This is a genomic window from Candidatus Nitrospira nitrosa (genome assembly GCF_001458735.1).
Lineage (GTDB): Bacteria > Nitrospirota > Nitrospiria > Nitrospirales > Nitrospiraceae > Nitrospira_D > Nitrospira_D nitrosa.
In genome coordinates this window covers 41,345-59,183 of the sequence record NZ_CZQA01000011.1, presented here as the reverse complement: position 1 = coordinate 59,183, position 17,839 = coordinate 41,345, and the positions used below count along the sequence as shown (strand labels likewise).

General features: G+C 52.3%; 15 protein-coding genes. 1 reads left to right on the top strand and 14 read right to left on the bottom strand.

What is annotated here, in order from left to right:
• Nucleotide 1: 1 nt before the first annotated feature.
• The 10 genes from pilO to COMA1_RS17050 form a co-directional block, all read right to left on the bottom strand.
• The gene (pilO, locus tag COMA1_RS17095) at nt 2–574 is read right to left on the bottom strand and encodes a type 4a pilus biogenesis protein PilO (protein WP_090750754.1); all 573 of its coding nucleotides are present in this window, start codon (nt 572–574) and stop codon (nt 2–4) included.
• A 3-nt stretch (nt 575–577) separates the two neighbouring features.
• A complete protein-coding gene (locus COMA1_RS17090) occupies nt 578–1,207 on the bottom strand; it encodes a PilN domain-containing protein (protein WP_090750753.1) in 630 nt (209 codons plus the stop codon).
• A gap of 1 nt (nt 1,208) precedes the next feature.
• Nucleotides 1,209–1,970 (bottom strand): type IV pilus biogenesis protein PilM, encoded by a 762-nt coding sequence (locus tag COMA1_RS17085; RefSeq protein WP_090750752.1) that lies wholly within the window; start codon nt 1,968–1,970, stop codon nt 1,209–1,211.
• Between the two features lie 238 nt (nt 1,971–2,208).
• Entirely contained in the window at nt 2,209–3,936 is a 1,728-nt protein-coding gene (locus COMA1_RS17080) for a GspE/PulE family protein (protein WP_176698141.1), read from the bottom strand.
• Nucleotides 3,937–3,972: 36 nt separating this feature from the next.
• Nucleotides 3,973–5,145: a type II secretion system F family protein gene (locus COMA1_RS17075; RefSeq protein ID WP_176698140.1), complete on the bottom strand. Its 1,173-nt coding sequence runs from the start codon at nt 5,143–5,145 to the stop codon at nt 3,973–3,975.
• 63 nt (nt 5,146–5,208) lie between these two features.
• A complete protein-coding gene (locus COMA1_RS17070) occupies nt 5,209–5,964 on the bottom strand; it encodes a LysM peptidoglycan-binding domain-containing protein (RefSeq protein ID WP_141654392.1) in 756 nt (251 codons plus the stop codon).
• Between the two features lie 76 nt (nt 5,965–6,040).
• Nucleotides 6,041–6,442 (bottom strand): prepilin-type N-terminal cleavage/methylation domain-containing protein, encoded by a 402-nt coding sequence (locus tag COMA1_RS21885; RefSeq protein WP_090750748.1) that lies wholly within the window; start codon nt 6,440–6,442, stop codon nt 6,041–6,043.
• Nucleotides 6,417–6,923: a type II secretion system protein gene (locus COMA1_RS17060; protein ID WP_090750747.1), complete on the bottom strand. Its 507-nt coding sequence runs from the start codon at nt 6,921–6,923 to the stop codon at nt 6,417–6,419. The genes COMA1_RS21885 and COMA1_RS17060 overlap by 26 nt, the downstream gene beginning before the upstream one ends.
• Nucleotides 6,920–9,262, bottom strand: a complete 2,343-nt coding sequence (locus COMA1_RS17055) for a secretin N-terminal domain-containing protein (RefSeq protein WP_090750746.1) — start codon at nt 9,260–9,262, stop codon at nt 6,920–6,922. Before COMA1_RS17055 ends, COMA1_RS17060 begins: the two co-directional genes overlap by 4 nt.
• A gap of 208 nt (nt 9,263–9,470) precedes the next feature.
• Entirely contained in the window at nt 9,471–10,766 is a 1,296-nt protein-coding gene (locus tag COMA1_RS17050) for a nucleotide sugar dehydrogenase (protein WP_090750745.1), read from the bottom strand.
• Between the two features lie 515 nt (nt 10,767–11,281).
• Between COMA1_RS17050 and COMA1_RS17040 the strand changes: the two genes are divergently transcribed.
• Entirely contained in the window at nt 11,282–12,907 is a 1,626-nt protein-coding gene (locus COMA1_RS17040) for a BACON domain-containing protein (protein ID WP_141654390.1), read from the top strand.
• 121 nt (nt 12,908–13,028) lie between these two features.
• Here the strand turns inward: COMA1_RS17040 and COMA1_RS17035 are convergent, their stop codons facing one another.
• The 4 genes from COMA1_RS17035 to COMA1_RS17020 all read right to left on the bottom strand — a co-directional run bounded on the left by COMA1_RS17035 (nt 13,029) and on the right by COMA1_RS17020 (nt 17,725).
• Nucleotides 13,029–14,462, bottom strand: coding sequence for a sigma-54-dependent transcriptional regulator (locus COMA1_RS17035; RefSeq protein ID WP_245631138.1), 1,434 nt, complete (start codon nt 14,460–14,462; stop codon nt 13,029–13,031).
• A gap of 26 nt (nt 14,463–14,488) precedes the next feature.
• Nucleotides 14,489–15,055 carry an AAA family ATPase gene (locus tag COMA1_RS17030; protein ID WP_090750742.1) on the bottom strand — a complete coding sequence of 189 codons (567 nt, stop codon included), beginning with the start codon at nt 15,053–15,055 and terminating at the stop codon, nt 14,489–14,491.
• Nucleotides 15,056–15,255: 200 nt separating this feature from the next.
• Complete coding sequence (locus tag COMA1_RS17025; protein ID WP_090750741.1) at nt 15,256–16,731, bottom strand: sensor histidine kinase; 1,476 nt, start codon at nt 16,729–16,731, stop codon at nt 15,256–15,258.
• Between the two features lie 160 nt (nt 16,732–16,891).
• Nucleotides 16,892–17,725 (bottom strand): hypothetical protein, encoded by an 834-nt coding sequence (locus tag COMA1_RS17020; protein WP_141654389.1) that lies wholly within the window; start codon nt 17,723–17,725, stop codon nt 16,892–16,894.
• Nucleotides 17,726–17,839: the final 114 nt, after the last annotated feature.

The window sequence follows — 17,839 nt, the reverse complement described above, 5'->3', positions numbered from 1 at the left end:
GCTAGTGAATTATCTCCTGGATGTTCCGTTTCTCGTGATCCGCTCTTAAATAGGTTGCGATTTTTATGTTAAAGGTCAGAGCTGCATTCTGTAGACTCCCGGCTCGATTCAACTCCAGATCCTCAATGAACAATAACTCGTCTGCAGTCTCCAGATCATGGATGAATCGCCGGAGATCCTCGTATCGCCCACTCATCGACCCCTGTAATAGCCCTTTGGTCGTATGGGCGACAGTGGTAGGTTCCGTCTTGTAGGACAACGCCGGTAGAACAACCCCCTCACGCTTGGCCTCATCCGAAATCCCCAATGCCAGTGGGCCAAAGTCTCGCTCACCAGGAAGCAACGCCCATACCTGAGTTAGATCCTTGGCGGCATTCCTCGCTTCTCGGTGATGCACCAACGACTGGCGAACAGTTTCCCATTCTGCCTCTACCCGTTGACGCTTGGCTTGCAGATCTGCGAGCCCAATAGACTGTACAAAGATCAGTGCCACAAAAAGCCCAATCGCGATGCCGCCCCAGGGAAGTAATGGAGCAAAGGGATGCTGCAGCAATGCGATCAGACGCTTTCTCATCCGTCATGCTCCGGTTTGTCGATACCGCACGGTCACGTCAAATTCAACCAGCCCGCCAGATCCCACTCGATGCTGAGCCAAGACTGGATCCTTGAATGTGGCATGATTTTGCAACCCAACCGTAAACGCCGTGATCTCTTCTAAGTCCGTTGCCATTCCGGTGAGTTGAACAGTCTTGCCGGCCTGATCAAGGCGAATGCTCGTGAGCGCAAGACGTGGAGGGATTGTTTGCTCCAATTCCCCTAAAAACGTGGTCCAAGAGAATGTCCGCTTTTCAAGCAGCTGATTCGCCAGGTCAACTTCGGAGGACAATCGTTTCAACGCACCTTCGGACAGATCAATCCCCTCCCTCCTGGCTTCAGCCATCACCGTCTGATCGAGTTGGCGAACTCGCTCCAGTTCAGCCTCGATGATCTGACTTTGCTCATAGAGCAAGACTCCTTGCCAGAGGCTCCAGACGATACTCAAAAACAGTCCAATACATGCGCTGATCAACCATGTCCGATACGTTGTCATCCCCGCCCGATACCGGCTGGATAAGTTGATCTGGAACTGCCGACCGGTACGATTCCCTGATTGAATCTGAGCAAGGAATTCAACGGGCCATTTGCTCCACGCACTATTCGCTGCCATGCTATGAAACCCCTGCTATTGCGGCTAGTGCGGCCATGCCTTGCTGGCTCCCCTTCGCTCCCCATCCAAGCTTTTCGACTGATTTCCAACCGAATTGTTGCACAGCAAGCTGAAGTTGCCCCTGAAGCTCCGCCTGCAACGAGGCCATCTCCCCATCGCCACAGATCACCGCGTCATGTATCTCGACGGAGGGATGCTGCTGTTGACAAACCTCAAGGGAAGCACGACACTCATCAAGAATTCTATTCTGTAAATCGGCTGTAGCCAGAACCTCTAAAGCGTCCCCCCCCAATAGCTTGCAACGGTAGAACACGATCTGCCCCCGTTGAAAGACCATGATCGTCAGCGATCGGTCGGCTAGCGTGATCCACAAGACATCGTGGCGTAACCAACCCGCCGTCCGTGACATTCTCTTCCAGAGGTCAAACAGCCGCAAGCTCGTGATTCCCACCTCGGAAGGAATTAAGCCAACAGATTCACAGAGTGATTCGTATTGACTGAGAATCGACTCTTGAACGGCCACCGCCAGGACCGTGTACCTACGCTCCAGACCTTCTCCATGACCCCCAAAAACCTGCGACACAATCTTCGCGCTATTCAGCGGGAAGATCTGCTCTTGTCCCAATCGCCACCGAATCAACGCATCGCGCTCTTCACGTCTGATCGGAATCTCATCGAGGTATAAAACCGCTGTTCGCACCGCTGTGTCAGGAAGCAAGACCGCAATGCGCCGAGGAAGTTCTGAGAAAAAGGCTCCTCTCATGAAAGAACGCTTCCCGTCTACACCGGCTAATGCACAAACCTGTGAAGCCAAGGTCGATGGCTGTGACACATTGTCAACTGTGGGTGAAGACCTCATCGCGCCTACTTCGAGGGGAGACATGCCGTATCTCTGGCGAAGACGCCCATACCAGCTTCGCTCACACTCCGCCCATCCGAGGCAGTCAGTGCCGAATTTCAAACACCGTTGTGGGCGACGCCTGGCCCAATCCCACATCTCGCTACCCTTCCTCGCTGAACGTGACACGATTGATCTCACGAAGTGATGTCTCGCCGTTCAACACCTTGTTGAGAGCCGACTGCCGAAGCGTAATCATTCCACCGGTTACGGCTCGATACCTGATCTCGGAGAGTGGTCGTTCCGCATGAATCATCTCCTTAATCTCATCTGTCAAATCCAGAAATTCCGTAATGCACTTTCTCCCTCGATATCCAGTTCCATGACATTGCGGACAGCCTGGCCCCTCGTAAAATAACGTATCCTTGTACTGCTCATAGCCCAACCCTGATTCTTCAATCAGAGCCTGTGGTGCTTTTCCCGGGGTCCGACAGGATGGGCACAGGATTCGAACCAGTCGTTGAGCCAACACGCAATTGAGCGCAGCCAGAAAATTATAGGCGTCAATCCCCATCGAGGCGAACCGTCCAATGACATCAAAGACGTTGTTGGCATGAACCGTCGTAAGGACCAGATGTCCTGTTAGCGCAGACTGAATAGCGATCTGTGCGGTCTCAGCATCACGAATTTCGCCAACCATAATCTTATCCGGATCATGACGGAGAATAGACCGAAGACCTCGGGCAAAGGTGAGCCCCTTCTTTTCATTCACCGGAATCTGCACCACGCCCGACAACTGGTATTCGACTGGATCTTCGATCGTGATCAGCTTGTCTTCCAGCGTGTTCATTTCCGAGATGGCGGCGTACAATGTCGTCGTCTTCCCACTTCCGGTCGGCCCGGTCACCAACACCATGCCATGCGGGCGTGTGATCGATTTTCGAAATCGTTTCAGATCTTCCGGATTAAAACCAAGACGCTCAAGCTTCAAGTCTGAGACTCCGGTCGCAATGGAATCTCGATCCAAGATTCTGATCACCACGGACTCCCCAAAGACGCTCGGCAAGATGGACACACGGAAATCTACCGTTTTTCGATCCAGTCTCATGCGGAAACTTCCATCTTGAGGAACGCGACGCTCTGCAATGTCGAGCTCAGACATGACTTTGAGGCGGGACACTAGGGGAGCGTGTAATCGAATGTCCAACGGCTCCATGGCTGGAACAAGAATCCCATCGACACGCAATTTGACGTTGGTCGTACGATCCGCCGCCTCGATGTGGATATCGCTCGCTCGGCGTTGCATGGCGTTCAGTAAGATTGAGTCCAGCAGTTTGACCGTCGGGCTCTGGTCTTCTCCGGCATGATCCAGCGCAAGTATCTCTTCCCCTCGCTCATCTTCTTTGACCAAGACTGATCGATATTCTGCTTCAAACTCGCGGAGTACTTGGCTCGACCCTTCACTGCGTTCCAGTGCCGCCATGATGGCGCTTCTGGGACTGACAACAAGCTCCAACGGTTTTCCAACCAACAGTTCCAATTCGTCCAGGCCCAGCAGGTTGTGGGGTTCCGCAACGGCAATCGTCAACACCCCGGCCTGCTCGTTCAGAGGCACAAAAGGAGCGCGCTGCATCCATTTAATCGAGATAGACTCATAGTACTGAGGATTGATCCGAAAGTTCGTCAATGGATCGTACGTCAGCCCGTATTGACTGGCCAACGCCTGAGCGAGCTGGTCTTCCGACAGAAGTCCCTCATCGGTCAAGGCCTTCCCTAAAGCAGCCGGCACTCCCTTCACACGACGGAACACCTCGTCCACCTTATGCCTTGTCAGCACACCCTGACTGACCAAGACCTCCGCCAAGCTGGGCCGCGCTAGGCTACGCAACATATACAGACTCCCAAAGCCTCATAGATTCCTCGCAGTCTACCCGCCCACTGTTCCAGCCATTTGAAAAACGGGAAGGTACATCACGATCACAATCCCGCCCACCAGAACTCCCATCACAAGCAACAACGCTGGCTCCATCCAGGTTGTAAGCTGGCTGAGTTGCGTATCCATATCCGCTTCGTAAAATTCCGCCACATCCTTCAGCATCGCTTCGAGCGACCCCGTCTCCTCACCGACCGACAGCATCTCAATCACCAGCTTGGGCAGCACCTGACAGCGCTCCAAGGCATCTGCTAAGGTTGTTCCTTCCCGAATCTCCTCAACGGCTCCAGCCAGACGAGAGGAGACAAAACGATTTGAGACAGCTGCCCGTGCCCCCTGCAAGGCATCCACAAGTGGGGTTCCTCCGGCAAGAATAGTCCCCAATGTTCTCGTGAACTGCACGGTGTTATGTTTAACCGCTATTGTTCCCACCAGTGGAAGATGCAGTATGAAACGGTCAATCATCAGCTGCCCGGCGGAAGTGGCATAATAGGTACGAATACCGAGTATTAACCCAACCAGGATGATCGTCGCAGCCAAGCCCCATGCCTCTGCATGTGCAACCAGCTGCAACAACAGCTGTGTCGCCCATGGTAAGGTCTTCCCCGTTTCTCCATACACAGACACAAACGTGGGCATGACATAGGCCACCAAGAAACCGATCACGGCCACGCCGATTACAACAAGGAAAATCGGATAAGAAATCGCCTTCGTCATTTTTTGACGAAGCCCGATCATCAGCTTCAGATACACAACATACCGCTGCAGCACCTCTGAAAGATTGCCCGACTGCTCACCAGCCTTGATGGTCGCCACATACAGATCCGGAAAATAGGCGGTATGTTTTGCCAACGCCTCCGATGCGGAGGCACCACTTCGGATGTCTTCTTTTACGTCGCGTAACACTTGCCGAAACCCTGGATGCCCTGCGCGATCAATCAGCAAGTCCCAGACTCGTAAGATCGGCAACCCAGACTTGATAAGCGCCAATAATTCCTGATTAAAAATCATGAACTGCCCGAGAGGAAGCCCACCGAATGACCAAGATCGTGGGCTTGGCATTGAGTGCGCACCACGTCGGTTGAGGGAAAAAACCAGCAGTCCTTGCGATTCGAGTTTCGCGCGAACGGCCGCTTCCCCTTCTCCTTCCAAAGAGCCTTGGATCATGGATCCGTCAGATCGTGCAACTCTGTATGCAAATACAGCCATAGCTCAGGCCCTTCGACATGACTACCGTTGTTTGAGTTCTGATCCGTCTACCACCGACTCCGTCAACCAGAGACTCTGCCCCGCTTGAATATAATCTGTGGAGAGCGCGTTGACGGCCATGAGCTGATGCACAGAGGTACGATATCGTTGGGCAAGACTCCACAGCGTATCTCCAGATTTGATCATGACTCGTGATGGTGTGACGAGTATCGACGATTGAGCCAGTCCCTCCCCTCGATCAACCGACATTACCCCAGACATCACCTCATCCGATGGCGGAAAGGCTCGACGATCTTCTAGCGAATCACCAAACGTTACAGCCTCTTTCATACCTGCCGGCACTGGCCTCAGCAGCCTCTCTTCCTGAAAATCCATGATGGCTGGAGAAATACTTCCAGATGCCTGCTTCTCGATTCTTGATAGTTGTTTTCGCAGCTGTTTGAGCTGACTCTGAAGTGCTGCTCTCGTCCGGGCAATTCGCTCCCGATCAGCCCTGGATTCGGCTAGCTCTTCCCGTTGCAAAGCAATCACATGGCGAGCCTCGCTCAACCGGCTCTCCGCTTCTCGAACCCGCCCTTCGAGCTGCGCGCGCATCACCTGCGTCTCAGCCAACTCCTGGTTCCGCACCTCGACTTCTGCACGCAATTCTGCCATTGCCTGCTGCGCATCTTTCAACGATACGTTGAGCACATCGACCGTGAGCTGAAGATCCGACAGCCCTGGAGCACCAAGAGAACGACAGGCTACAAGATTAAGTAGAATCAGCCCAATGCCCAAGTTTCTCCATACCTGGTTCCATCGGAACGCCTTGCATTGGCAGCACAATGGACGACAGTTGAAGTTCATACCTGAGTTACCACTTGTTATAGGGAACCCCGTTGGTCCCAACGAGATCCGACCCTGAATACACATCAAAAATACCACCCTCGGCCGGATCGCTCATCTCCTGCCAAGAACTCGAAGAATTCGTGAACGGATCTTTGGGAAGAGCCCGCAAATACCCCGTCGCCACCAAGCCCTCCAATGATGGCGGATACTTTCCCTGGTCCGCACGGTGATGGTCCAACAGGTCACGCATCGTGAATAGATCCTGTCGCAAGACCGTTTCCCTCGCCTTGACCAACGAGGACTGATAGGACGGAGCCGCGATGGTAGCGAGAATGCCGATGATGGACACGACAATCATGAGTTCGACCAGCGTGAATCCTTTTGCATTCCATCTGCCTGCTCTACCAATCCTGATATTTGGAGCCATCAATTGCGACCGCCTCACTTTGCGTCATGACATCATAGACGTCTTCACCACACCAACTGATTGGCTTGGGCTGATCCTTGTAACACCGCAGTAGCCAATCCGCCTTCCCAGTCAGTGGATCAATCGGCATGCTCCGTAGGTAGCGTCTCATCGTCGTACCCCTAACGGTGGCCTCTTCCCCGGTCAGTTTGACTCCCAACAACGTCTCAACGGTCTTGGGATAACCGTACGGGCCAGAAACTTCCTTACATACCAACCTATTTTTCACACAGGCAGGTCCCAGTAACACGTCCCCGTCACGGTTCCATTCCAATTTAAATGAGTCAATGGCGCTTCGAATTGTTCGAAGCTGTTGACGCAATTCAATTTCCTGTGTCCGTTTCGTCGAGACCTTACTCAGTGGCATCGCCACTGACGCCAGAATGGCAAGAATCGTCATGGCAACGAGGATCTCAACCAGGGTGAACCCATCCCCTTTCACCGGACGCGCACCACACCCGCCCCCACGACTCCAGGTAATGCCTGCGCGGGACTACTGGAATCCAACAGTTCCACACGAACCGGGGAGACTCCTGCCGCCTTTGCGAGGAAGGTGACCCCCACGGCCCCTGGCGCTCGTCCCGCAGGACGAGCCAAACGGAACATAATCGTCCCTGCAGCACTTTCCCCACCCGCTCCAAGAGAGTCACTGCTTCTGTTCAACTCGGCATCGTCCAATCGCTTAAATTCCAGAATAGTGGCGTCGTATTCCAACCTGTACACGTTTTCATCAGATGGACGAACTTGCCCGTCAATGAGGGAAAGTGTGACCTCCTTGCCAAATTGCACGATCGAGTCCTCCGGCTTGATAGCCAACTGAGGACCGGGGCTCGCTAACTGGGCAAACGATCGACCCGCGTTCACCTCTCCATTCCCTTTACTCATCACCTCAGCCCGAACAATACGTTTCCCAGCATCTCCTCCCGTCAACGTCGATGGCCTTGGAAACGTGCGAGAAAAGACCGGGCGGGTCGCATAGTTGAATTCCGTACCAGACCAAAAGGCCTGATTGTGTGACCCGACAGGAAAGGTCGGCTGCGCGATGTGAGGAGTAATGGTGAGAATCACTTCGGTTGTGACACGTTTTGTTTCAAATGAGCTCAACATATTTCCAATCAGCGGCAAATCTCCGATCCATGGAATCGTGACCCTTGTTCGTTTGTCCTCTTCTTGCAGGAGCCCACCGAGAACAATCGTCTCCCCATCACGCATACTCAGCGTCGTTTCTGCTGAACGGTTACCAAACTTAAATTGCTGAATACGGGGAGCATCTTGGAGGATCTCCTTCTCTCCAACTCGAATAACCTCGACTTTCATCTTGAGCGACAGTTCATTTCCAAGTCGGATCGACGGTTCAACAGTCAGTTTTACGCCTGTATCTCGAAACTCTATTGATGTGACGGTCGATGTCGTCGGAACTGCTCCGGTCGTGGCTTGTCCGGGCAATACATTGGTGGTTGAAAGAAGAATTGGTTGCTTATCGCCGATATTGATCTCGGCTTTTTTATTATTCAGGACGCGGACCTTCGGTGACGCGAGCGTCTTGGCATCGGATTGCTGTTTAAAGAAATCCAGCAACACCGTGGTCGGTAACTTAAAAAGATAGTTACTGGGACCGAGGTCAGCCAGTTGCCGATACGTCATCTGCACGGCTTCAGCCGCCAATGGTCCTGCAAACCCAGCAGCCACCAACCCGGCCCCGGCTTGTTTGGGGTAACTTAAGCCGTACTTCTGATCTTTTGTCCGATTAACCTCTAGCACCTCCAACTCAAAGAGCACCTCTGGTTCGGATCGGTCGTTGGCCAAAATAATCTTCTCGGCAAGTTCCAATTTCTCTGGCTGATCACGCATGACGATGGCATTCAGCTGTTCGTTCGCATGCATCCGCTTTGAATCCAACATGCTCTTGAGCAACAGCACCATATCCTTCGCCTTGGCCGTGGACAAATAGAATGTTCTGATCATCAGATCCTGATACTGTTCTTGTTTCTGCCTGGTATCTGGACTGACGACTAAGACCGTCGGCGAGACCTGTCTTGAAAAGAGGCTGTTACTATTAAGAATCAGCTGTAAGGCATCTTCAAACGGTGTCTCCTGAATAGAGATGGATATCGGGTCGTTCCGAACATCCTTATCAAAAACCAGGGTGAATCCACCCGTCTTCGCCACCCCCTCCAGGACTTCCCTGATACCGGCGTTTTTGAACTTCAGAGTGACGGGTTGTCTCGAACGCTCAGCCCTCGCACGAGCTTGTTGCTCTTCGGTAAGACGACTGATGCTCTCTAACGGCTCTTGGTATGTGGGGTCGAGCTCCGCAGCGCGTGAAAGTCTATTCAATGCTTCCTCAGTTCGTCCAAGTTGTGCCAATCGTTCAGCTTCACGATACTGAGACCGAGACTCTTTCACGCGAGTCGCGTCCTGAAATCCAGCCTGATATTCGGCTCGCGATGGTTCGATCGCAAGGGCACGCTCGAATTCCTCCAACGCGAGTGCAACCTGTTTCTCCTTGAGAAGTATACGCCCGCGCTCCGCGTGCCCCGCTGCGGCACGCTCGCGAGCCAGCGCATACTTGCCTTGAAGCGCAACATTAAATGGCTCGTCTTTTAATGCTTGCTTGTAGGCAAGACTCGCCTCCTCCCATCGCTCTGATGCGAGGTGTTGATCTCCACGCTTGATGTCCGGCGAGACAAAGAACGAACAGCCCGTGATCCACAAGACGCCGACGCCCAGTACATTGCCTACGAGGTGACGATAGCGACACGCTTTCCGATGAGAAGCCACAATACCTCTCTCATACGGGATGCCATGAGGTAGAAGCGAAGGGTGCCCTCACCCCTCCATCATTTTCTTATACTACGGATCAAAATGGGCTCAAAGGAAAAGGCCAGAAGTTGAAGACGAGATGAACTGTCCCCTCGCATTCGATGCGAGCAGGAAGTTTCGTGGGTGCGTACAGAATTACCTTAGCGCAGACCAGTCAGGTTAGCACTTACAATCGCCAATATTTTAGGGAAGTAGGGATCTGAACTGGATCAAGGATGCTCTTGACATCAATCAGAACACCCTGGTTCTTGATCCGAAGCGGCCTCAACAAGTCTTGGAGGCTCATATCAGAAAACCGCTTATGCGCGACAGCAACGATCAGTCCATCAAGATCCTTCAGCTGACCCCACCCAACCAAATGAAGGCCATACTCTGCCAGCGCTTCTTCCTCTTCAGCGATGGGATCATGGACCAGGACCTGCACGCCATATTCATGAAGTTCACGGATGATATCAGGCACCTTGCTATTACGAAGATCCGGCACATTTTCCTTGAATGTCAAACCAAGTACTCCGACTCGCAATTCATTAGCCGGTCGCGATAACTGACTGAGCAATTTCATAGTCTGCTCGGCCACGAACTTGCCCATCCCGTTGTTGATACGACGGCCGGCAAGAATCACTTCCGGATGATAGCCCACTGATTCCGCTTTTGAGGTCAAATAATATGGATCCACACCGATACAATGCCCACCAACGAGGCCGGGGGAAAACTTGAGAAAGTTCCACTTCGTTCCTGCAGCCTCGAGAACTGATCTGGTATCGATCCCCAGCCGGTGAAAGATCAACGACAACTCATTCATCAGTGCAATATTCAAATCTCGCTGCGTATTTTCAATGACCTTGGCGGCTTCAGCTACTTTGATGCCTGATGCTCGATGAATACCTGCTGTGACAACGAGTGCATAGGTATCAGCTACGATGTCCAGAGAGTCTTGATCCTGTGCTGATACAACCTTGATAATCTTGGCGAGCGTATGTTCTTTATCTCCTGGGTTGATTCGCTCCGGCGAATACCCCAATTTAAAATCAACCCCAGCCTTCATACCCGAAGCCTTTTCCAAAATAGGCAAACAGATTTCCTCTGTTGCCCCAGGATAGACCGTTGACTCGTAGACCACGATGGCACCCGAAGACAAGTTTCGCCCAATCAGCTCCGAGGCCTTCTGCAACGCTGTCAGATCCGGCTGCAACGCATCGTTGATCGGTGTGGGTACAGCGACAATAATGAAGTTCGCGGATTTCAGATCAGCTGGCTCCGAAGTATACCGGACCTGAGCGAGACCAAGATCCTCTTTTGACACTTCGCCGGTCCGATCAATTCCCTTCTGCAATTCCTCAATTTTCTTCTTGTTAACATCAAACCCAACAACCGGGCCAATTTTCCCGAATGCCACAGCGATCGGAAGGCCGACATAACCCAATCCGACCACTGCAATAGAGCGTGCTTGCCGTTTATTCATATCCTTCTCACATTCTCCCAGGCGTCAATCATGATGGGAACGGTGATAACAATGGCAGAAGATGCGTGGGTCGTCAAGAATTGTATCGCCTTTTATTAAGAAGTCTTCCTCTTGCAGTCGCTGTCCCTCTTCTTTCTTACATACCATAAAATTCCACATTGCCCCCTATATAACAGAGAACGATGCCTTAGATATATCAATGCGATCAGAAGAGGATGATTGTGCGCATGGACTTATTCATAAACATTAACAATCAGTTACAGCTTACACATGAATCATTTTATTACCTGTACAATCGTTGAGACCGCGCTTTTTTGATCCTCAGTATCGCTACATAGATCTCCTGAATACGACATGAACGACTCTTTTTATCCAAACACTTGAAAATACTCCGAATACGCGTGGCAACCCAACTGAACCGATTTGCCCATTAAGCACGGCACCCGATTTGCTCCAGATCCAGCCTCATCGTGAATCGTTCGCTTCACGATTGACTCGCAAGGAGGATCCAAGCAATGCGCCAGACTATTCGGCAATTGTTGATGTTCCCTATTGGATTCTGCATGGTTTCCACTCTATTCGAACCAACGAATGTACCAATCCCCAGTGCTTTCGCAGCAGCCGGTGATCCCTCTGTCACCACGACGTCACCGACACCCAAGTCAAGACTGATGTCTGGAATGCCGGCATTGAAACGGCTTGCCACACCACCCCATCCAATACCTGCTATCGCACTGAACTCTCTTGGCCTTTCGTTTACTAGTCAGCAGGGTAGTCCACCCCCTTCTCCACACGTCTTGATCGTCAGCAACCGAGGTAGGGGAACATTGAACTGGAATGCCACAACAAACACATCATGGTTAATCCTAAGCCCTGCTTCAGGTACCGGCAATGGCACGGTGACCATCAGCCTTGCCAGTGGTTCCCTTGAGGTCGGCACTCACACAGGACTAGTCACCGTCAACGCACCTGGCGCGCAGCCTGTTTCTGTGCCGATTACGCTCACCGTGACGGCTGCGCCTGTTCCTCCAGCCATTGGCGTGACCTCCCCCAGCTTGTCATTTACTGCCCAACAGGGTGGAAGCAACCCAGCTGCCCAACCGTTGAGTATTCGCAACACCGGCGGTGGCACACTCAGTTGGACTGCACGTGACAATGTTGCCTGGCTCACTCTCTCGCCCGCAGCCGGCACCGGTAACGGCACCGTGACCATTACCCCCGTCCTCGGATCCCTTGGCGTCGGCACTCATACTGGCATCATCACGCTTAGCGCGCCCGGCGCACAGCCGGTTTCTGTACCGATCACCTTCGTCGTAACGCCTGCACCAATCTCCATCACGCTAAGCCCGTCATCACTGACCTATACAGGCGTATCAGGGGGATCCAATCCAGCCAACCAATCCGTGACGGTCACCGCAAATGGCAACTGGACTGCCAGCGTCAACGCTCCTTGGCTCAAGTTGAGCACAACCTCTGGTTCAGGCAACGGCACGATCATCGCGAGCGTCGATCTCGGAAGTGTGTCGGCTAGGACCAATACTGCCAGCCTCTCCGTGACTGCCGGAAACACGACGAGAACTCTCGGGGTGACCCTGACGCTCTCAGATGGTTCCTTAACCCTCTCATCAAATAGCCTCGCCTTTACGGCAACACAAGGTTTGGCAAACCCGTCGAGCAAGACCATCACCGTACAGTCCGCTGGATCTTGGACGGCAACGAAGGCCGCCCCTTGGCTTGTGCTCAGTCAAACCTCCGGGTCCGCCAATGGAACCATTACCGCCAATGTGGACACCTCAAAGGCAACACAAGGAGAGAACCAGGCTACAATTACAGTGGCCAGTGGAAGCATCATCAAGACCGTCACGATCACGCTGACGCTCAATGCGCCATCGAGTTCATCCGCAACATTGACATGGAAGGCCAACAGCGAAACAGATCTGGCAGGATACAAGGTTTATCGATCAACCGTACCTGGAAAATATGAGCAAAGCAATTTGATCGCTCTGCTTCCAAAAAATATGACAACGTACCAAGCGACAGGTCTTCAATCCCGGACAACGTATTTCTTTGTCGTGACGGCTTTTGACATCGCGGGAAATGAAAGTGGATATTCAAACGAGGTGAGCAAGAGCGTCTACTGATCCTGAGAGAGCATTGCATAGGGCGGTCTTCTTCAAGACCGCCCTATCATTCATATGAACGCAGGCCTGACTTCTGCTCAGAACTGCGAAGAAATCAAACCTTATCGCAGCTATACCCACCTTATCGTTCTGCTTCCGTCAAATGCTCCTCGCCCTCTAGCTCATCCACCTCTGAGTCGGGTCTTCCCTTCGTCGTTGACGGATGGAGTCCATACTTCCTGAGCATTTTATAGAAGTCGGCCCTATATCGCCCGGCAAACTGAGCAGCACGTGAGATGTTGCCACCGGTCAAATGAAGCACATTCTTCAGGTAGGTGCGTTCAAATTCCTCCTTCGCCTCCGTGAGGGGTTTGAGTGGGGACTCAGCCGATGCACTGACTGCCGGAAACAAATCCGGCGTCAACATTTCTTGCTGCGACATCACCACCGCCTTTTCGACAGCATTTTCCAACTCACGCACATTACCCGGCCATGGATTGATCATCAGGCGATGAAGCGCAGCAGGCGTAAACCCTTTGATCTCCTTGTTGGATCGCTTCATGCTCTGCTTCAAGAAATACTGAGCGAGCAACGGGATATCATCTCGCCGCTCACGCAACGGGGGAATGAATAGAGGAACCACCGAAATCCGATAGTAGAGGTCGTTGCGGAATGTCCCGTTCTTCACTGCCTCACCAAGATCTTTGTTCGTCGCAGCAAGAATGCGCACATCGACCTTGACCGACGTCTCCGATCCAACCTCTCTTATCTCCCGTTCCTGAACGGCACGCAACAACTTCACCTGCATCGAAAGCGGCATTTCTCCGATTTCATCCAGAAAAAGCGTCCCCCCATGGGCCATTTGAAAGAGTCCTCGCTTTGCGCCATGGGCGCTCGTAAACGCACCCTTCACATGCCCAAACAATTCACTCTCGAACAGTGTTTCAGGAATGGCAGCACAGTTGAGAGCCACAAACGCTCCTTTACTGCGTCGACTGTTCGCATGAATGACGCGAGCCATGACTTCCTTACCGGTGCCGGTCTCTCCAAAGAGCAGAATGGTCGCATCTGATTCAGCAACTTGACCAATTTGCTGAAAAAGCTGTTGCATCGCCGAACTTCTCGCCACAACATTTTCCAGCCCGTATAGCTCCTTGACTAACGATTTGAGTCGATCAATCTCACGACTCATCCGCCGTTGAGCGAGCGCTTTATCGATCGTCTCCTTGAGTTCTTTATCATCGAACGGTTTTGTCAGATACCCGAACGCCCCACGCTGCATCGCCTCGACAGCGTTGGGAATGCTGCCATGAGCCGTTAAAATGATGACCGGAAGCCCTGGTTGGTTTTGCACCAACGCTTCGGTCACGTCCAACCCATTTTCATTTCGGAGACGGAGATCCGTAATCGCCAAGTCAAACGTCGTTTGCTTCGCTGCCTCACCAGCCTCCTGTCCCGTTGTACAGGGCGTAACGGAAAATCCCATCGCGGACAACCGCATTTTCAGTAAATGCAACAACCCTTCATCATCATCAATGACAAGAATGTTCTCTCGCTCCATGTCTTTCGACTCCATGATCACCTTATCCTTCTGGCTTTCATTTAGGGTGTCGTTTCTGGGCCCGGCATAGGAACCGTCGTCAGCGGGGGACGGATCGGACGAACCTTTTCGCGCATCTCTTGATCAATTCGTTTCAATGCCTCAAGTTGAGAAGAGAGCTCTTCAATCTTCTTCTCTCGTTCAGCCAGTTGTTTTTGCATCGCGACTGGATCTGCCGATCCCTTTGTCGAATCTTTCTTGGAAAGGAGAGTTTCAATTCTTCGATCTCGCTCTGCCAGTTCCCGCTGTAACGCCTCCATCGCCTCCGACTCATCATTCTTCGACGCATGGAATTGTTGTATCAACACCTGCTCGTCAAGCAAGTTCCGAACCAGACGATCCGTCACCATCGCTAATGAGGTGTGTGCTTCTGCAATCGCAGGAGCAGTTAATACGGATTCAGACCATCCCTTCTTCTCGGGAACAACGGATTTCTGGATGACTTGCAGCCAGGCTTTACTCGTCTCCGCAACCGGTCCTGTTGGAGCGACAGTGAGAACTTTTTCAAAATATTTCGCTGCAACTTCGCGACTTTGATAGAGGTTAAGGAGTCCAAGCGTAAAATACACCTCCCTACACGAGTGTGATTGAGCACATCGCGAGACTAATTCCTTCTGTTTCTTTGCAAGCGCTTGAAAACTAGTCTCTTCTAGTGGATTCGTTACGAAATAAGGATGAGAGGCCGGGACGGACGTCGTCCACGCTGCACATCCAGCAAGCAAGAAAGACAGCATACCGCAACTGATTGGCATAAGAGATGTCTTCGTTTTCACGATTTCCCTTTCGCTTCCGACTTCGTCAACCGTAGGATAAACCGTACAGTTGCCCCCTTCCCCCTCTCACTCTCAATCCAGATTCTTCCTCCATGAGCTTCGACAACATTCTTGACCAATGCCAACCCTAACCCACTTCCTGCCGTCTGCTTGACCTTGGTACGGCCCTGGTAAAAGCGCTCAAAGATATGGGGCAGGTCCTCGGGTGCAATACCAGGCCCCGTATCTGAGACGGCAACCTCCAGCACACCGGCCTGCAGATCTGGCTTCAGATATACCTTCACTACGCCCCCTTCGGGACTGAACTTCAGTGCATTGGACAAAAGATTGTCGAAGACCTGTTCCAACCGAGATGCATCCGCTTTGACCCAAGCCCGCTGTCCTGCATGCTCCAAGACCAATTGGACGTGCTTGGAGTCGGCAAGAAGACGAATCTTATTGATGGAGATGTCGACAATCCGCTGGAGATCGACCGGGACAAACCGATACTCCATCATCCCGGCTTCCATTTTCGATAAATCTAGAATCGTGGCGATGAGATGCATCAGGCGTTTACTGCTGTCAGCCATGATCCGAAGCGTCATACGTTGCTCCGGCATCAGCGGCCCCGGAATCTCATCAAGCAAGAGATTTGTCCCCTCCTGAATTGAGGCCATAGGTGTTCGTAATTCATGGGACACATGTGCGAGAAAATCCGTTTTCATCTCGTCGATTTCTTGGAGCTTTTGCCCCATCCAGTTCACAGAATCCACTAACTCACGGAGCTCGGCCGGAGCCTTGATGTTGAGGGATGCCCCAAAATTCCCCTGTCCGATTTGCTTGATATGTCCCTGCAGCTCGCGGAGAGGGCGCAGAATCGTATAGCTCGCTACCCCGGCCAGCCCCAATCCGAACATCAACGCCACAAGAACAAGCTGCTCCGTCACCGCCTCGGCTTGGGCGGCACTTGCACGCGATTCAGTCACCCCGACGCTGACTCTCGCTTCATGAAGATCGATATAATTCTGCAACGTGAACGACATGCGGTCCGTGAGGCTGTCACGCTTACTTTCATAGTCTGGGATCGCAGGAGGGATCGATCGCGTTGCCACCTGAAAGGCACTGTCAAACAATCGCTCGCGCTCTTTCAATAACTCACCCGTCTCTTGCAAAAGCGTCAGTCCTCGTGTGGAACTTTCCTGCCCTCGCAACACATGAAGCACCCGCTGAAACTCTTCAACTTCTTCCGTCACGTTGGTACGGAATGTGGGATCTTTCGTGGCAAGAAACTTCTTCTCATTATTCTGTTGGGCATACAGTGACCCTAACAGCCTCTTAGCAGATTCGACGGCGGGGTAGTGATACGACGCCATTTGAGTACTCATGGCCGTCAGTTGTCGAAGTTGAAAGAGTGCGTAGAGATTCACTCCCCCCATCACTGCAATAATGACCAGGGAGGTCAAAACCAGCCTTGAAAATATTGAAAGTCGCATCAGTCCGTGCCTCGTTCGGACTCGATTCTAGGTGGGCAGAATTTAGGTGTAGGCTATTCCATACACTATTTCAGCTTCCAACCACAAGGGCATACCCGTGCCTGGAGATAAAAATGTCTCGGACCAACCGGACACTCCAGAAAAGAATCTACCCAGACAGTTACTGTCTAGTACCGAATTGGTCAGAAAAGAGCCGCTGTCTCCTGGATGACCCGTGAAGTGCGGCAAACAGGTGGCCACGGAACAACAAGATGGCCATGGCTACTGGGGGAGTGAGGAGGAGAAGGACGATCTCCTGCCCCTCCGAATCGAGCCCAATGTACGACAACCATCCTCCGATTGCCGTCAGTGGCAGCATCAGAATTTGAAGGAAGTCTAACCCTGCTCCTCGACCGGCACGGCCGGACAGCGAAAAAAATTCTTGCAGCCCGCTCGGAGAAAGCACCACCGGCAAGATCAGCAGGACGAATGGGAGAAACCATTCGATCCAATGTTCCACCACAAATTCGTAGGATGTCTTGAATACATCAAGGGTTGAGTCGTGTCGTACCTGATAAATCACTTCCGGCGTTGGGTTCAACAGGATGAAGACCAAAAGCAAGAATGCGGAGAGAAGAAATTGACCGTACGCAGGATTAGCTTGTAACCCCAAATCAAGCAACAGCGTCGGCAGCCATAATACAAAACCAACACCAATCACATCCCAAAAGTAATGCCCAAAGCTTTCCGTCACATCCTTGAACCCAAGGGTTCGTGACGCGCTCAGCGACTGCTCGATCAACCGGAGCGTGGCTCCCACCAGGAGGGCATTCACCATCCCGAGTAAAAAACCGCCGGCCATACCCAACGGAGCAGCAATCCGTGCAATACCCACAAATAGCAGCCCGAAGAGGACAAGCGCGACCATTGCTATCCAACTTTTGGTCAGCGAACGCCAGGTCACACGCAGCACATGTCGATAAAGTTGAACCGTAGCCGAAGTAAGATTGCTCATGCTGATGCGTACCCTAGTCGGGATCGGGCGAGAGGTCAAGCACTAGTCACGCCGTCGCAATAACGATGGAGCTTCCAGGTTGACTTATCCAACCAAATGATTATCACTGGTCGT

What these genes read in the sequence shown, in the direction of transcription:
- COMA1_RS17020 (WP_141654389.1), bottom strand. Translation starts at nt 17,725, where the DNA reads ATGAGCAATCTTACTTCGGCTACGGTTCAACTTTATCGACATGTGCTG.
- COMA1_RS17050 (WP_090750745.1), bottom strand. Translation starts at nt 10,766, where the DNA reads ATGAATAAACGGCAAGCACGCTCTATTGCAGTGGTCGGATTGGGTTAT.
- COMA1_RS17075 (WP_176698140.1), bottom strand. Translation starts at nt 5,145, where the DNA reads ATGATCCAAGGCTCTTTGGAAGGAGAAGGGGAAGCGGCCGTTCGCGCG.
- COMA1_RS17080 (WP_176698141.1), bottom strand. Translation starts at nt 3,936, where the DNA reads ATGTTGCGTAGCCTAGCGCGGCCCAGCTTGGCGGAGGTCTTGGTCAGT.
- COMA1_RS17035 (WP_245631138.1), bottom strand. Translation starts at nt 14,462, where the DNA reads ATGGAGTCGAAAGACATGGAGCGAGAGAACATTCTTGTCATTGATGAT.
- COMA1_RS17090 (WP_090750753.1), bottom strand. Translation starts at nt 1,207, where the DNA reads ATGGCAGCGAATAGTGCGTGGAGCAAATGGCCCGTTGAATTCCTTGCT.
- COMA1_RS17085 (WP_090750752.1), bottom strand. Translation starts at nt 1,970, where the DNA reads ATGAGAGGAGCCTTTTTCTCAGAACTTCCTCGGCGCATTGCGGTCTTG.
- COMA1_RS21885 (WP_090750748.1), bottom strand. Translation starts at nt 6,442, where the DNA reads ATGGCTCCAAATATCAGGATTGGTAGAGCAGGCAGATGGAATGCAAAA.
- pilO (WP_090750754.1), bottom strand. Translation starts at nt 574, where the DNA reads ATGAGAAAGCGTCTGATCGCATTGCTGCAGCATCCCTTTGCTCCATTA.
- COMA1_RS17025 (WP_090750741.1), bottom strand. Translation starts at nt 16,731, where the DNA reads ATGCGACTTTCAATATTTTCAAGGCTGGTTTTGACCTCCCTGGTCATT.
- COMA1_RS17040 (WP_141654390.1), top strand. Translation starts at nt 11,282, where the DNA reads ATGCGCCAGACTATTCGGCAATTGTTGATGTTCCCTATTGGATTCTGC.